Source organism: Saccharomonospora sp. (assembly GCF_027317685.1).
Lineage (GTDB): Bacteria > Actinomycetota > Actinomycetes > Mycobacteriales > Pseudonocardiaceae > Saccharomonospora.
On record NZ_DAHVQP010000095.1, the window covers coordinates 1 to 15,481 of the forward strand.

Genomic DNA, 15,481 nt, shown 5'->3' on the forward strand with positions numbered 1-15,481 from the left:
CGGCGATCACCGAGGTGTTCGATCTGCGGCCTGCGGCGATCATTCGTGATCTGGATCTGTTGCGGCCGATCTATGCGCCGACGGCTGCCTATGGGCACTTCGGGCGTACAGACCTGGACGTGCCATGGGAACGCACCGACCAGGTCGACGCGTTGCGGAGCGCAGCGGGAGCCTGACGCGCGCCGGGCACCTGCCAAAGGGAGAACCGCCGCGGTGGCCTAGACTCCCGGACTCATGGCGCAGGTGCAGGAGGCCAGGGCGAACTCGGTAGCGACATCGGCTGGGCCCGCAGAAGTTCGACCACGCAAGCCGCGCTACATCAGTTGGGACGCTGTGCGCGTGGTCGGCATTCTCGCCGTGCTGACTTTCCATGCGACCCTGCTCGCGCCGTTGAACCTTCCCGGCTTGGACCTCCCGCCGGAACCGCTGCGCATGGATTTCCCGTTCGGCGCTTCGGTGCTGATCACGGTGTCGGGTTACTTCGCGGCGATGACCATCGGCAAGTACCCGGCGCTGCGCTGGTGGTTGCGTAGGCTCGCGCGCTTGCTGCCCGCTTTCTGGGTGGCCGTGTTGTTGATCTTCGTGTCGACTCAGTTGTTCGCCCCCGAGGGGTTGCCCCGGCACACTTACGGCGACCTGCTCGGCAACCTTTTCCTGGTGCACCTCTTGGTGCCCGACATCGCCTACATCGACCTCGCGCATTGGACGGTTCCGGTTCAGGTCGCGGGATTCACGACCATCGCCCTGCTCGCCGCGACCAAGCGGGTGCGGGGTGGCGTGGCCACGGCGGTGATGTGGGCGGTGCTGTTGGTGCCGCTGGCGATCCGGTACGTGTTCATGGGGCCGGGCGATGTCGTACCGGTGTGGTTGAGTGTCGCCATGGACGGCACTGGTCTGAATCGCGCGCATCTGCTCCTCGCGGGTGTGGCGATCTACCGGTGGTCGAAGAACCGCATGAGCTTCACCCAGCTGTACCTCATGCTCATCGTGGTGCTGCTCGCGCATGATCGGCATCCGCCCGCCAACGACGCCGTGCTGCCTTACGCGGTGGCGCTCGTGTTGATCTGTGTGGCGGCCTACGCGCCCGCGTGGAACGGCAAGGTCTTCACGTTGTTCGAACGCCAGATCCGCTGGCTTGCCGGTATCTCCTACGGCGTCTACCTGATGCACTATGTGCTAGGCACGATCGTCGCGCGCCGCCTGGCAGATCTCGGTGTGCCGTGGTGGGGCTGGATCCCCGCGTGGTTCGTCGCGGCGATCGTTTTGGGCTGGGCCCTCACTAAGTTCGTGGAACGGCCCGCGTTCAACGCACTGGACAAACTGATCACCTCGCGAAGTCGATGAGTCCCTCGGACACCGATCCGCTGTGGGAGTTGCCGAAACCCCCATCCACTCGGCGTGTGCCGGCGAAGCGGGACTCCGCGTCGCGTCGCTCCGGTAAGGGCCGTCGGCAACCCGCGGAATCCGATCCGATCGCACGGGTGGTGGTCGACATTCCGCTGGCTCACCTGGACCGCACCTTCGATTACCAGGTGCCGCGGGAACACGATGCCGATGCGGTACCGGGCTGTCGGGTTCGGGTGCGGTTCGCGGGCAAACTCGTGGACGGATACCTGGTGGAACGCGCCGCCACGACCGACCACACCGGCAGGCTCTCCTACCTGGAACGCGTCGTGTCGCGAGAACGGGTATTGCCGCCCGCACTGCTCACCGTGTGCCGTGCGGTGGCTCGGCGCTACGGCGGAACTCTCGCCGACGTGCTGAGGTTGGCGATCCCTCCCCGCCACGCACGAGTGGAGGCCGAACCTCCACGCGCCCCGGCGGCCCCGCCCTCCGAGCCGTCGGGTGACGGCTGGAGTCACTATCCACGTGGCCCCGCCTTCGCGGCGGCGGTGAGGCAAGGGCGTGCGGCGCACGCGGTATGGCAGGCGCTGCCCGGAGAGGACTGGCCCCGCAGACTGGCCGAGCTCGCCACCATCGTCGCCGGACAGGGTCGAGGTGCGGTGCTCGTGGTCCCGGACCATCGGGACGTGGCGCGGTTGTATGCCGCCTGCGCGGAGTTGGCGGGGGCCGACGCCGTGGTCGCGCTGTCGGCGGGGTTGGGACCGGCCGAGAGATATCGGCGTTGGCTCGCCGTGGTCCGTGGCGCCGTGCGCATCGTCGTGGGTACGCGTGCGGCGATGTTCGCGCCGGTCGCCGATCCGGGGTTGTACGTCGTGTGGGACGACGGTGATGATCTACACGTCGACCCGCACGCGCCGTATCCGCAGGTGCGGGACGTGCTCATGCTGCGGGCACATGCCGACGCAGCGTCGTTGCTCGTCGCAGGACACGCGCGTACGGCGGAGGCCCAGTTGCTGGTGGAGACGGGCTGGGCACACGAGATCACACCTGCGCGGGAGGTCCTGCGGACGCGAGCGCCGCGGGTGACTCCGACCGGCGAGGACTTCGATGTCGCCCGCGACGAGGCAGCCCGGGCGGCGAGGCTGCCCGCCGTCGCGTTCGAAGCCGCCCGGACGAGTCTGGCCGCGGGAGCCCCCGTGCTGGTGCAGGTGCCCCGGCGCGGGTACGTGCCGGGACTGGCGTGTGCGCGGTGCCGGACGTCCGCACGCTGTCGGCGCTGCGCGGGCCCACTCCTGATTCCAGGAGCGAGGGAATCGGGCACGCCATGTTGCCGCTGGTGTGGGGTGCCCGACCCGTCCTACCGTTGCCCGGCGTGTGGGTCGGGGCGGTTGCGGGCGGTCGTCATCGGTGCCGTGCGCACGGCCGAGGAACTGGGCCGAGCGTTCCCGGGGACCACCGTGCGCACGTCCGGCGGTGGTGACGTGTTGGTCGAGGTCCCGGCCCGGCCCGCTCTCGTGGTGGCCACACCCGGCGCGGAGCCGGTGGCCGACGGGGGATACGGCGCAGCTCTGTTGCTGGACGGCTGGGCGCTGCTGGGGCGACAGGACCTGAGGGCGGCCGAGGAGACCCTGCGGCGATGGATGGCTGCGGCGACACTCGTGCGGCCCGCGCGGGAAGGTGGCAGGGTCGTCGTCGGCGCGGAGGCGGGGATACCGGCGGTGCAGGCACTCGTGCGTTGGAATCCCGGTTGGCACGCTGCGCTCGAACTGGCCGAACGGGGAGAGCTCGGCTTCCCCCCGCACGTGCGGATGGCCAGCGTCGAAGGAAGCCCGGACGCGGTCGCAGCGTTGTTGGACGAGATCGACCTGCCGGATTCGGGGGAAGTGCTCGGTCCGGTACCGCTGGGGGAGGTCGACGAGGAGGGGCGCGCCGAACGAGAGCGGGCATTGTTACGGGTGCCGAGGGAGGACGGCAAGGCGCTGGCGGAGGCGATCCACGCTGTACGCGGGGTGCGTGATGCTCGGAAAGTGGCCGAACCGGTGCGCATCCAGCTCGATCCCCTGGCGCTGGTGTGACACGCGGGAGCCGTCTCCCGGTGCGCTCTAGACTGGACGTGATGTTGTCACCACAGACTCTCCCGGATCGCCGATGAGGCTCGTCTTCGCGGGTACACCCGCGCCCGCTGTGCCGTCGTTGCGTGCGCTGATCGATTCGCCCCGGCACGAGGTCGTCGCCGTCGTCACCCGGCCCGACGCGCCTGCCGGACGGGGACGGAAGCTGTTGCGTTCGCCCGTCGGCGCGCTCGCCGACGAACACGGCATCGAGGTACTCACTCCCCGGCGGGCCGGGGACGAAGACTTCCTTGCTCGCCTGTCCGAACTCGCGCCCGATGCCTGTCCCGTGGTCGCCTACGGTGCCCTGCTGCCGGAGTCGGCGCTCGCGGTGCCACGCCATGGCTGGATCAACTTGCATTTTTCGTTACTGCCGGCGTGGCGTGGAGCCGCCCCGGTACAGGCGGCGATCAAGGCGGGTGACGAGATCACCGGGGCTTCGACGTTTCGTATCGTGCCGGAACTGGACGCCGGACCGGTGTACGGCACGGTCACCGAGCGGATCAGGGCGACCGACACCGCCGGGGAGCTGCTCGATCGACTCGCGGTTTCGGGAGCCGACCTCCTCGTATCCACTTTGGATGGTATCGAGGACGGCACCGTGCAGGCCGTGCCACAACCCGCCGACGGCGTGACGTACGCGCCCAAGGTGACGGTGGACGACGCGCGAGTGAATTTCGCCGAGCCGGCGCAAGCGGTGGACCGGCACATCCGTTCGGTCACGCCCGAGCCCGGCGCTTGGGCGGAGTTCCGGGGACAGCGGCTCAAACTCGGTCCCGTCGAGCTCGGGGGCCCCGGTGACCACGAAGACCTCGCGCCGGGGGAGTTGGTGGCGGAACGCAGGCGTGTACTCGTCGGCACCGCAACGGTTCCCGTCGTTCTGGGCGAGGTACAGGCACAGGGGAAGAAACGCATGGCCGCCACCGATTGGGCGCGCGGCACACGGATCGAGCGGGGGGAATACCTGACATGACCGACGACCGGCAAGGACGCCCCCGATCTCAGCGCGGCCGTCGAGACCATCGAGGCCACCGGCCCGCGTCCCGCAAGCAGGGACCTCGTAGGCCTCCGACACGAGACCCCGCGCGGCGGGCGGCGTTCGACGCCCTGCGCGCGGTGACCGAACGTGATGCCTACGCCAACCTGATCCTGCCGGAGCTTCTGCGTCAGCGTCGCATCACCGGCAGGGACGCGGCGTTGGCCACCGAACTCACTTACGGCACGGCCAGGGCCACCGGGCTGCTGGACGCCGTCGTGGCGCGCTGTGTCGACCGTGAACTCGACACAGTGGACTCGGTGGCGCGGGACGCACTGCGCCTCGGTGCCTACCAGTTGCTGCGTACCCGTATCCCGCACCACGCGGCTGTGGCATCCACTGTGGACTTAGTACGCGAGGACGCCGGGTCGCGCATCGCGGGTTTCGTCAACGCGGTCCTGCGGCGGGTCTCGGAGAAGGACGAACAGCAGTGGTTGGAGGAGTTGTCGGCCGACAGTCCCGACCCCCTCGCGGAGATCGCGCTGCGGACATCCCACCCCCGGTGGATCGCACGCGCGTTCGCGGAGGCACTCGGTGACAAGGGCGACGACCTGAAAGCGGCGTTGGAGGCCGACGACGCGCGGCCCGCCGTGCACCTTCTGGCCAAGCCCGGACAGATCAGCGCCGACGAGCTGGCCGCTATCACAGGCGGCGACGTGGCGCCGCACTCGCCGTACGGTGTGCACCTGTCGTCCGGCGCGGGTGATCTCGCCGAGTCCGAGGTACTCAGCGAGGGACTGGCCACGGTGCAGGACGAGGGCAGCCAACTCGTGGCCGTGGCCGCCACCAAGGCGCCGCTCGGTGGTGAGGGCGACGGTCGTGACACTCGCTGGCTCGACCTGTGCGCGGGGCCGGGCGGCAAGACGGTGGTGCTGGGCTGCCTCGCACAGGTGTCGGGGGCGACGGTGGACGCCGTGGAGGTCGCCGAGCACCGTGCCCGGTTGGTGCGCGAGGCCGCGGAGGACCTGCCCGTCACCGTGCACGTCGCCGACGGCCGAGACCCCGGACTGGACGGGGACTACGACCGTGTGCTGGTGGATGCCCCGTGCAGTGGCCTCGGCGCGTTGCGGCGCAGGCCCGAGGCGCGGTGGCGGAAACAGCCCGGTGACATCGCCGAGCTCACCCGGCTGCAGACCGAGTTGTTGACCTCGGCTTATCGCTTGGTGCGTCCGGGCGGTGTGGTGACGTACGTGGTGTGTTCCCCGCACTTGGCCGAGACCGAGGGGGTCGTGGTGGCCGGTGCCCGGCGTCTCGGCGCGGACTTGATCGACGCCCGCGTGGCGTTTCCGGGTGTTCCCCACCTCGGTGAGGGTCCGACGGTGCAGCTGTGGCCACATCGCCACGGCACCGACGCGATGTTCTGCGCCATGCTGCGGAAACCCGCCTGACCAGCCGTGTGCTGTCGTCCGATTCCAGCTGTCTACACTCAGCAGAGTGGCCCATGAACCGTTGATCGCCCCCAGCATTCTGTCCGCCGACTTCGCTGATCTCGGTACGGAGATCGATGCCGTGGCCGGCTCCGGTGACGCGCGAGCGGACTGGGTGCACGTGGATGTGATGGACGGCCACTTCGTGCCCAACCTCACCATCGGGTTGCCGGTGGTGGAGTCGCTGTTGCGCCGCACCGACGTCCCGCTCGACTGCCATCTGATGATCGAGGACCCCGACCGTTGGGCTCCCGGTTACGCGGAGGCGGGTGCGTACAACGTCACCGTGCACGTCGAGGCCGCCCGTGATCCCGTGATGCTCGCCAAGAACCTGCGTGCCGCGGGAGCGAAGGCGGGGTTGGCCATCAAGCCGAACACGCCGCTCGACGACTACGTGGAGACGCTCAAGCACTACGACACGCTGTTGGTCATGTCGGTCGAACCCGGCTTCGGCGGCCAGTCGTTCATCCCCGAGGTCCTCGACAAGGTGCGCACGGCCCGCAGGTTGGTCGACACCGGCCATCTGAGGCTGCTCGTGGAGATCGACGGAGGCATCAACTCCGACACGATCGAGCAGGCGGCCGAGGCGGGAGTCGACTGTTTCGTGGCGGGCTCGGCCGTCTACGGTGCCGATGACCCGGCCCGGGCAGTCGCGGCGCTGCGGGAACGCGCGAGGGCGGCCCGCTCGCAGTGAACACGTCGGCGGCGGAGCGGGGTGTCCGTGAGGCCATGGAGGCCGCGCTCGTCCTCAGCTCCGGTGTGCGGGGGAGCACCAGTCCGAACCCACCCGTAGGTGCGGTGATCCTCGACGCCGAGGGACGCCGGGTCGGTGCGGGAGCGACTCAACCTCCTCCCGGACCACACGCTGAGGTCGTGGCTCTGCGTGAAGCGGGCGAGCGAGCACGGGGCGGCACGGCCGTCGTCACCCTGGAGCCCTGTTCGCATCACGGACGTACTCCGCCGTGCACCCGCGCGCTACTCGACGCCGGGGTGGCCGCCGTGAGATTCGCGGTGTCGGACCCGCATCCGGCGGCCGCCGGGGGTGCGGAGGAACTGCGTGCCGCCGGGGTCGATGTCGTCGGCGGTGTTCTCGCCGAGGAGGTGGCGTCGGGTCCACTGAGGGCGTGGCTGCACCGAGAGCGAACCGGGCGCCCGCATGTGACGTGGAAATACGCGGCCGGTCTCGACGGCCGGGTAGCCGCGGTCGACGGCAGTAGCCGGTGGATCTCGGGGCCGGTCTCCCGCGCCGAGGTACATGCTCTCCGAGCCGCTGTGGACGCCGTCGTGGTGGGCACCGGCACCGTACTCACCGACGACCCGTGGCTCACCGTGCGGGATTCCGACGGCGAACTTGCCTCCCGACAGCCACTGCGTGTGGTGGTGGGCACACGCGGCATACCCGAGGGTGCGCGAGTGTTGGACAACACAGCGGAGACGGTGCTCGTCGCCTCCCACGACCCCGACGAGGTGTTGGCGGTGCTGAGCGAACGCGGTGTGGTGGACGTCCTGTTGGAGGGCGGACCGACGCTGGCGGGCGCGTTCGTCGCGGCTCGCCGGGTCGACCGGATCATCGCCTACGTCGCTCCGATGTTGCTGGGCGCGGGACCGGCGGCGTTGGGACCGGCAGGAGTGTCGACCATCACCGAAGCGCACCGCTGGCGGGTCGAAGGGGCCACTATGAGTGGTGAGGATGTGCGGATCTCCGCCGTTCCGGCCACGGGTGAGGGAGGCGACTAGGTGTTCACCGGGATTGTCGAGGAGCTTGGTGAGGTCACGCGCGTGGAGCCTAAGGACGAGGCCACGCGACTCACCGTGCGAGGGCGGGTGGTCACGAGCGACGCTCGGCACGGCGATTCGATCGCGGTCAACGGTGTGTGTCTGACCGTGGTGGACATCGCCGGCGACGAGTTCACCGTCGACGTCGTCGCCGAGACGTTGAAGCGCACCAGCCTGGACGGCATCGAGCCCGGTCGGCTGGTCAACCTGGAGCGGGCGATGAGCGCCGACGGCCGTTTCGGCGGCCATGTCGTGCAGGGCCATGTCGACGGCACCGGTACCTTCCTGTCTCGCGACCACGACGGGCTCACCCACTTCGCGTACCCGCCGTCGCTGTCCCGCTACCTGGTGGAGAAGGGCTCCATCGCCGTGGACGGTATCTCGCTGACGGTGGCTCAGGTGTCGGATCAGGAATTCGCCGTCGCGCTGATCCCCACCACGTTGCGCTCCACCACGCTGGGCCGCAACCAACCGGGCGACCCGGTGAATCTGGAAGTGGACGTGCTGGCGAAGTACGTCGAGAAGCTGGCCGCTGTCCACCTGACCAAGGGATCGGTGGGAAACGGCGGGGGCGAGGAGGACAGGTGACGATGATCGAGCCCGCTCCGTCGTTGGACGTCGAGTCCATCGAACGGGCCATCGAGGACATCGCGAACGGCCGCCCTGTGGTCGTCGTCGATGACGAGGACCGCGAGAACGAGGGAGACCTGATCTTCGCGGCCGAGAAGGCGACGCCGGAGCTGCTCGCCTTCATGGTGCGCTACACCTCCGGCTACGTCTGTGTGTCGTTGACGGGCGAGGACTGCGATCGGCTCGATCTGCCGCCGATGTACCACAGCAACCAGGACCGGCGCGGCACCGCGTACACCGTGACGGTGGACGCTGCCGAGGGCATCGGTACGGGTATCTCCGCCACCGACCGCAGCCACACCATCCGGTTGCTGGCCGACCCGAACTCCAAGGCGTCCGACTTCGCCAGGCCCGGCCACGTCGTGCCGCTGCGGGCCAAGGACGGCGGTGTGTTGCGCAGGCCGGGACACACCGAAGCCGCCGTGGACCTCGCACGCCTGGCTGGGCTGGCTCCGGCGGGCGTGTTGTGCGAGGTCGTGTCCCAGAAGAATGAGGGCGACATGGCCCGTCGGGACGAGCTGGAGGTCTTCGCGGCCGACCACGACCTCCAGTTGATCACGATCGCCGACCTCATCGCCTACCGTCGGCGCACGGAGAAGCAGGTCGAGCGGGTGGCCGAGGCGCGCATTCCGCTGGCGGCGGGCACGTTCCGCGCCATCGGCTACGACAGTCTCCTCGACGGCATCGAACACGTGGCCTTCGTCTACGGCGAGATCGGAGACGGTGAGGACATCCTGGTACGGGTCCACTCCGAGTGCCTCACCGGGGACGTGTTCGGTTCACTGCGGTGTGACTGTGGCCCGCAGCTTCAGGCGGCGTTGGAAGCGGTGGCGACCGAAGGGCGTGGCGTCGTGCTCTACGTGCGTGGACACGAGGGCCGGGGTATCGGTCTGCTGCACAAACTGCAGGCCTACGAACTGCAGGACGCGGGCGCCGACACGGTGGACGCGAACCTGGCGCTGGGTGTGCCCGCCGATGCCCGGGACTACGGCACCGGAGCGCAGATCCTGTCGGATCTCGGGGTGCGGTCGATGCGGCTGCTCACCAACAACCCCGCCAAGCGCGTGGGACTGGAGGGCTACGGGCTGCGGGTCGTGGGCAGGGTGCCGCTGCCGATCTCACCCAATCCGGAGAACTTCCGCTATCTGAAAACCAAGCGTGACAGGATGGGACACGAGTTGTCCCAATTGGAGCACTTCGATGAAGTGGGTGCCGAACTCGGTGGCAACGGCAACGGTAACGGCAAAGTCCCAGGCGCGGGTGAAGTATGAGTGGAGAAGGCCGTCCCGACGAGGGAAGTGAACTGCGCGAGTGCGAGAACCTGCGGCTCGGGATCGTCGCGACCCGCTGGCATACGCGCATCACGGACAGTTTGTTGTCTTCGGCTCTGCGCACGGCCGGTGAGGTGAAGCTGGCCGAGGAACCGACGGTCCTGCGGGTCTCCGGTGCGGTCGAGTTGCCGGTGGTGGCGCAGGCACTGGCCCGCAACCACGACGCGGTCGTGGCGTTGGGTGTGGTGATCCGTGGAGGGACGCCCCACTTCGAGTACGTGTGTGATGCCGTGACGGCGGGACTGACGCGCGTGGCTCTCGACGAGAGCACCCCGGTGGGCAACGGCGTGCTGACCTGTGACACCGAGGAGCAGGCCCTGGCCAGGGCAGGGTTGCCCGAATCGCAGGAGGACAAGGGACGGGAAGCGACGATAGCCGCGCTGACCACCGCGAACGTGTTGCGTGGACTGCGTCAGCCATGGACGGAGCGAGGTTTCGTGTGAGTAAGGACACGAAGAGGGACGTGACTGCCGATCCTGTGATCGTGCGCCCGCGTCGCACGTTCTGGATGTCGACGGCGCTCGCGGTCGTGTTGCTGGCCGTGTTCGTGACCGTGGCCGCGTTGCTCCGGTCGGAGGACACCGGCGTGATCTTCGCCGTCAGTGACCAGATCGCGATGATCGGGGTGGGGGCGATGCTGGCGGCCGCCGCCATGCTGTTCGCCACCCCGAAGGTGCGGGCCGACGCCGAGGGTGTGCATGTACGCAACATCGGCGTGTCCCGTTACTTCCGCTGGGACGAGGTGTTGTCGGTGAGTTTCCCCGACGGCGCGTCGTTCGCGCGATTGGAACTGCCCGAGTTCGAGTACTACTCGATGCTGGCCATCCAGGCGGTGGACCGGGAGCGCGCGGTGGAGGCGGTGCGGGCATTGCGTCGTTTCCACGCCGCCGCCCACCGGAACTGACGGCTAGGACTTGGAGTTTTCGGACACCGGGGCGGACGTGGGCGCATCGGTTTTCGTCCTGCGTGGGCGATAGCGGGACACCGCCACTCCGGCCAGGCAGACCGCGCCGCCCACGAGTCCGTACCCGGTGGGGATCTCGTCGAGGAGTATCCACGACAACACCACCGACACCGCGGGGACAGCGTACGTGGAGACGCTGAGCTTTCCCGCGTCCGTGCGTTTGAGCGCATACGCCCAGGTGCTGAACCCGATGGCGGTGGGGAACACCCCGAGGTAGACGGCACCGAGCACCGCCGAGGTCGGAGCGGCGGCGAGTTCGGAGACGAGCTGTGGGGTCCACGGCAGCAGGACCGCAGTGCCGATCAGGCAGCCCAGCCAGGTGATGGTCGTGGCGTCGACGTCGGCCAGGGCCTTCTTCTGGATGAGGACGCCCGCGGCGTACAACACGGCCGCGAGCAGGCACAGTGCGACGCCGATCCAGTCGCCTTCGCCCTCGGTGCCCAGGCCGATGATGCCGATTCCGCTCATGCCGACGGCGGCCCCCAGCATCAGCTGGCGGGAGAAACCCTCACCGAGGAGGAACCCTGCGCCGAGAGTGACGAGCAGCGGCGAGATGTTGACCAGTAGCGCGGCCGTACCCGCGTCGAGATGGAGTTCGGCGGCGTTGAGCGCGACGGTGTAGCAGCACAGCCACAGGACGCTGTAGGCGACGACGCGCAGCCAGGATGTGCGGTCGCGCGGCAGCGGCGGAAGGCGCCGGGCGCTGACGCCGATCAGCACGGTGAGTGTCACGGAGGCCACGGCGAGGCGCAGCAGGGCGAGTGGGGCCGGGGACAGCACGCCGCCGATGGCGCGGATGCCCACGAATGCCGACGACCACAGCACCATGGTGACGAGCGCCGCGGCGGCGGCGGCCTTCGTGTTGTCGGTGCGTGGTTTGGGGGAATGGGCGAGCAGTTTTGTCACGCTCGACATCGTCTCCGGCGAAGAGACGACAGCACAAGCGACGAATTGTGCACTACTGTTCAGTCCTGCTGTACGGTCGGAGGCGTGTTGGATGTGGGCCGGTTGCGCGTGTTGCGCGCCGTGGTGGCGAAGGGGTCGATCCGGGCGGCTGCTGCCGCGTTGGACTACACACCGTCGGCGGTGAGTCAGCAACTCGCGGCCTTGCAGCGCGAGACGGGGCTGCGATTGATCGACCGGGTGGGCCGGGGCGTCGAGCCGACGGCGGCGGGCCGTGCACTCGCAGCGGAGTCGGAGGCGCTGTTCCAGGAGCTGAGCCGACTCGACGGTCTGACGCGGGACCTGCGGGAGGGGCGCACGGGGAGCCTGTCGATCGGATATTTCGCGTCGGCGGGTGCGGCGTGGCTTCCCGAGGTGGTGACGGTGTTACGGCGGGAGTTTCCCGAGTTGCGTCTGGACCTGCGTTGGACCGAGGTGCTCGACGACCCGCTCGGCGACCTCGACGTCAACGTGTTCGTCGAACGGCGAGATACGCAACCGCCCACCGCGGCGGTCGTGCACCCCCTGGTCGACGATTCCTACGTCGTGGTGCTGCAGGAGGATGATCCGCTCGCGATGCGCGGAGACGTGCCCCTGGCGGAGCTGGCCGACCGTCCGTGGATCGACAACGATCTCGATCACGGCGCCTGTCGGGAGGTCCTGCTGGTCGCGTGCGCCGAGGTGGGATTCTCGCCGCGGTTCTCGGTGGAGATGCACGACTATCGGACCGCGATCCCGTTCGTGACCAGCGGTATCGGGATCACTGTGCTACCCCGGCTCGCGTTGGGGGAACTGCCCGCGGGACTCACTTCACGACCGGTCGTGTCACCCACGCCCGTGCGGCACATCAGCGTGGCCGTCCGGAGAGCCGTCGCCGACCATGCGGCCGTGGTGCGTACGGTCGAGCTGCTCCGTGCGGCGGTGCGGGCGTCGAGTCCGACTCCGTGATCCTCGGCCGAGGTTCATACCGAGTCCATACCGAGGCCGTACCGTGGTCACGTAGTGAGGTCCACGACCACGGGAGCGTGGTCGGAGGCGCCCTTGCCCTTGCGCTCCTCGCGATCGACGTAGGCGTCGGTCACCGCGTCGGCGAACGCGCGGTTGGCGTAGACGAGGTCGATCCGCATGCCGCGGTTCTTGGGGAAGGCGAGCTGGCGGTAATCCCAGTAGGTGTAGGGACGGTCGTACTTCAGTGCGCGGGGGACGACGTCCGCGAGTCCGGCGTCCCGGAGTCGGGCGAGTGCTTCTCGTTCGGATTCGGTCACGTGGGTGGAGTCGGAGAACAGCGTGATGTCCCACACGTCGTCGTCGGTGGGAGCGACGTTGAAGTCGCCGAGCACGGCGAACGGCCGGTCGGTCCCGTTCTCGGCGAGCACGGTGGTGTGGAGGGCGTCCAGCCAGCGCAGCTTGTAGGTGTAGTGCGGATGGTCGGGTTCGCGTCCGTTGGGTACGTACACCGACCACACGCGGACACCGCCGCAGGTCGCCGCGATGGCGCGGGGCTGGACGGCGTCCTCGTAGGCGGGTTCGTCGACGAGTCCGCGTGTGACGTCGTCGAGTCCGACTCGGGAGAGCATGGCCACGCCGTTCCACCGGTTGGCGCCGTAGCAGGCGATGTCGTAGCCGAGTTCGGTGATGTCGTCGCGCGGGAATGCGTCATCGCTGCACTTGAGTTCCTGAAGGCACAGGACATCGGGCTGCGCGGACCGCAGCCAGGCGAGTACGCGTGGCAGCCGGGCGGTGATCGAGTTGACGTTCCACGTCGCGATACGCATGCCGGGAGAATCGCACATCATCCGCGTATAACGGCCTATACGGAGGGGTTTGAGGCGTTCCGGCCCAACCGGCGTGCCGCACGGGTGAGGGGCCGAACGGTTCGTCGGATCAAAACCATAGGCTGGATGACGTGGCTGACCCTTCCACCTACCGTCCCGCGCCGGGAACCATCCCGGACTCGCCCGGCGTGTACAAGTTCCGCGACGCCGGCGGCCGGGTCATCTATGTCGGTAAGGCCAAGAGCCTGCGCAGTCGACTGAACTCCTACTTCGCCGACCTCGCCGGACTGCATCCGCGTACCCGGCAGATGGTCACCACGGCCGCGAGCGTGGAGTGGACCGTGGTGAGCACCGAGGTGGAGGCGCTGCAGCTCGAATACAACTGGATCAAGGAGTTCGACCCCCGGTTCAACGTCCGTTATCGCGACGACAAGACCTACCCGGTGCTCGCGGTCACGCTGAACGAGGAGTTCCCCCGCCTACACGTGTATCGGGGGCCTCGGAAGAAGGGTGTGCGCTACTTCGGCCCTTACGCCCACGCCTGGGCCATCCGGGAGACTCTCGACCTGCTGCTGCGGGTGTTCCCCGCGCGGACGTGCTCGGCGGGGGTGTTCCGGCGACACAGTCAGATCGGGCGCCCGTGCCTGCTCGGCTACATCGACAAGTGTTCGGCTCCCTGCGTGGGCGCGGTGTCGGCCGAACGTCACCGCGAGATCGTCGAGGACTTCTGCGACTTCCTCTCCGGCCGTACCGACCTGATGATCCGCAAGTTGGAAAGGGAGATGGTCGAGGCGTCCGAGGCGCTGGAGTTCGAGCGCGCTGCCCGCCTGCGGGACGATCTCACCGCGCTGCGCAAGGCCATGGAGAAACAGGCCGTGGTGTTGGGCGACGGCACCGACGCCGACGTCATCGCGTTCGCGCACGACGAGTTGGAGGCGGCCGTTCAGGTCTTCCACGTGCGCGGTGGGCGGGTGCGGGGCCAGCGTGGCTGGGTGATCGACAAAGTCGAGGAGATGGACGTCCCGACCCTCGTCGAGCAGTTCCTGGCGCAGTTCTACGCCGGACAGGCCGAGTTGGCCGCCGAGACACCCACCGACGGGGTCGTCGTGCCACGTGAGGTGCTGGTGCCCGAGCTCCCGGTCGACGCCGAGACCATGGAGCAGTGGCTGTCGAAGCTGCGTGGTTCCCGGGTGCGGCTACGTGTGCCGCGGCGAGGTGACAAGCGCGCGTTGGCCGAGACCGTGGCCCGCAACGCCGAGGAGGCGTTCTCACAACACAAGCTGCGCCGGGCGGGTGACCTCACCGCCCGTTCGGCGGCCCTGTCGGAGCTACAGGAGTACCTGGGACTGGACAGCGCGCCATTGCGGATCGAATGCGTGGACATCAGTCACCTGGCCGGAACGGACGTGGTCGCCTCGTTGGTGGTCTTCGAGGACGGCTTGCCCCGCAAGTCGGAGTACCGCCGATTCGCGTTGCGTGAAGCCGCCACCGAGGGAGACGTGGCCGCCATCGCGGAGGTCGTCCGGCGCCGCTTCTCGCGCTACCTCAAGGAGACCCAGGAGGCCCAGGAGACCCCGGAGACATCGGATCCGCAACGGAGCGCGGAGCCGAACGAGGTGAACCCGACGTTGGACCCCGAGACGGGTAAACTCCGCAAGTTCGCCTATCCGCCCAACCTGTTGGTCGTGGACGGCGCGGGACCGCAGGCCACGGCCGCGGCGGACGTTCTGGCCGAGCTCGGCATCACCGACGTCGCCGTGGTCGGGCTCGCCAAACGGTTGGAGGAGGTGTGGCCGCCCGCCGCCGATGACCCGGTCATCCTGCCGAGGACATCGGACGCGCTGTACCTTCTGCAGCGAGTGCGCGACGAGGCCCACCGGTTCGCGCTTCGCTATCAGCGGCAGAAGCGTTCGAAACGGGTGCAGGAGTCGGCGCTGGACGGGATTCCGGGTCTCGGACAGGTGCGGAAGGCCGCACTGATCAAGCACTTCGGCTCGGTGAGGAAGCTCCGGCAGGCCACCGTGGCCGAGATCGCGGAGGTGCCGGGCTTCGGCACCCGCACAGCCGAGGCGGTGCATGCCGCGCTCGCAGGGGGCCGGAACGACAGCAGAGGGGAGTCGCAGACGTGACCGAGGGCAACATCGG

At 68.7% G+C, this 15,481-nt stretch carries 15 protein-coding genes; 13 read left to right on the forward strand and 2 right to left on the reverse strand.

Translation table 11 applies throughout. The annotated features are described in order from the left end of the window. The 11 genes from M7H19_RS11210 to M7H19_RS11260 form a co-directional block, all read left to right on the forward strand. A partial coding sequence (locus M7H19_RS11210; protein WP_298180625.1) for a methionine adenosyltransferase domain-containing protein occupies nucleotides 1-176 on the forward strand: 176 nt, incomplete at its 5' end. 58 nt (nucleotides 177-234) lie between these two features. Further along, on the forward strand, nucleotides 235-1,344 hold the full coding sequence (locus M7H19_RS11215; protein WP_298180567.1) for an acyltransferase: 1,110 nt from the start codon (nucleotides 235-237) through the stop codon (nucleotides 1,342-1,344). After that, nucleotides 1,341-3,419 (forward strand): primosomal protein N', encoded by a 2,079-nt coding sequence (locus M7H19_RS11220; protein WP_298180569.1) that lies wholly within the window; start codon nucleotides 1,341-1,343, stop codon nucleotides 3,417-3,419. The genes M7H19_RS11215 and M7H19_RS11220 overlap by 4 nt, the downstream gene beginning before the upstream one ends. Nucleotides 3,420-3,492: 73 nt before the next feature. Continuing rightward, entirely contained in the window at nucleotides 3,493-4,428 is a 936-nt protein-coding gene (fmt, locus tag M7H19_RS11225) for a methionyl-tRNA formyltransferase (protein ID WP_298180571.1), read from the forward strand. Then, on the forward strand, nucleotides 4,425-5,879 hold the full coding sequence (locus M7H19_RS11230; RefSeq protein WP_298180573.1) for a transcription antitermination factor NusB: 1,455 nt from the start codon (nucleotides 4,425-4,427) through the stop codon (nucleotides 5,877-5,879). Before fmt ends, M7H19_RS11230 begins: the two co-directional genes overlap by 4 nt. A gap of 61 nt (nucleotides 5,880-5,940) precedes the next feature. Next, on the forward strand, nucleotides 5,941-6,612 hold the full coding sequence (gene rpe, locus M7H19_RS11235) for a ribulose-phosphate 3-epimerase (protein ID WP_298180627.1): 672 nt from the start codon (nucleotides 5,941-5,943) through the stop codon (nucleotides 6,610-6,612). Nucleotides 6,613-6,647: 35 nt separating this feature from the next. Then, nucleotides 6,648-7,655, forward strand: a complete 1,008-nt coding sequence (gene ribD / locus M7H19_RS11240) for a bifunctional diaminohydroxyphosphoribosylaminopyrimidine deaminase/5-amino-6-(5-phosphoribosylamino)uracil reductase RibD (protein WP_298180629.1) — start codon at nucleotides 6,648-6,650, stop codon at nucleotides 7,653-7,655. Further along, a complete protein-coding gene (locus M7H19_RS11245; RefSeq protein WP_298180576.1) occupies nucleotides 7,656-8,282 on the forward strand; it encodes a riboflavin synthase in 627 nt (208 codons plus the stop codon). A 2-nt stretch (nucleotides 8,283-8,284) separates the two neighbouring features. After that, nucleotides 8,285-9,595 carry a bifunctional 3,4-dihydroxy-2-butanone-4-phosphate synthase/GTP cyclohydrolase II gene (locus tag M7H19_RS11250; protein WP_298180631.1) on the forward strand — a complete coding sequence of 437 codons (1,311 nt, stop codon included), beginning with the start codon at nucleotides 8,285-8,287 and terminating at the stop codon, nucleotides 9,593-9,595. After that, nucleotides 9,592-10,098 (forward strand): 6,7-dimethyl-8-ribityllumazine synthase, encoded by a 507-nt coding sequence (gene ribH, locus M7H19_RS11255; RefSeq protein WP_298180578.1) that lies wholly within the window; start codon nucleotides 9,592-9,594, stop codon nucleotides 10,096-10,098. Before M7H19_RS11250 ends, ribH begins: the two co-directional genes overlap by 4 nt. Then, nucleotides 10,074-10,559: a PH domain-containing protein gene (locus tag M7H19_RS11260; RefSeq protein WP_298180580.1), complete on the forward strand. Its 486-nt coding sequence runs from the start codon at nucleotides 10,074-10,076 to the stop codon at nucleotides 10,557-10,559. The genes ribH and M7H19_RS11260 overlap by 25 nt, the downstream gene beginning before the upstream one ends. Before the next feature lie 3 nt (nucleotides 10,560-10,562). Here M7H19_RS11260 and M7H19_RS11265 read toward each other — a convergent pair whose 3' ends face one another. Next, entirely contained in the window at nucleotides 10,563-11,534 is a 972-nt protein-coding gene (locus tag M7H19_RS11265; protein WP_298180582.1) for a DMT family transporter, read from the reverse strand. Nucleotides 11,535-11,609: 75 nt separating this feature from the next. Here M7H19_RS11265 and M7H19_RS11270 point away from each other — a divergent pair, with 75 nt between their 5' ends. After that, nucleotides 11,610-12,509 carry a LysR family transcriptional regulator gene (locus M7H19_RS11270; protein ID WP_298180584.1) on the forward strand — a complete coding sequence of 300 codons (900 nt, stop codon included), beginning with the start codon at nucleotides 11,610-11,612 and terminating at the stop codon, nucleotides 12,507-12,509. 47 nt (nucleotides 12,510-12,556) lie between these two features. Here the strand turns inward: M7H19_RS11270 and M7H19_RS11275 are convergent, their stop codons facing one another. Further along, nucleotides 12,557-13,336 (reverse strand): exodeoxyribonuclease III, encoded by a 780-nt coding sequence (locus M7H19_RS11275; protein ID WP_298180587.1) that lies wholly within the window; start codon nucleotides 13,334-13,336, stop codon nucleotides 12,557-12,559. 131 nt (nucleotides 13,337-13,467) lie between these two features. Here M7H19_RS11275 and uvrC point away from each other — a divergent pair, with 131 nt between their 5' ends. Further along, nucleotides 13,468-15,465 carry an excinuclease ABC subunit UvrC gene (gene uvrC, locus M7H19_RS11280; RefSeq protein ID WP_298180588.1) on the forward strand — a complete coding sequence of 666 codons (1,998 nt, stop codon included), beginning with the start codon at nucleotides 13,468-13,470 and terminating at the stop codon, nucleotides 15,463-15,465. The last annotated feature ends 16 nt before the right edge of the window (nucleotides 15,466-15,481 follow it).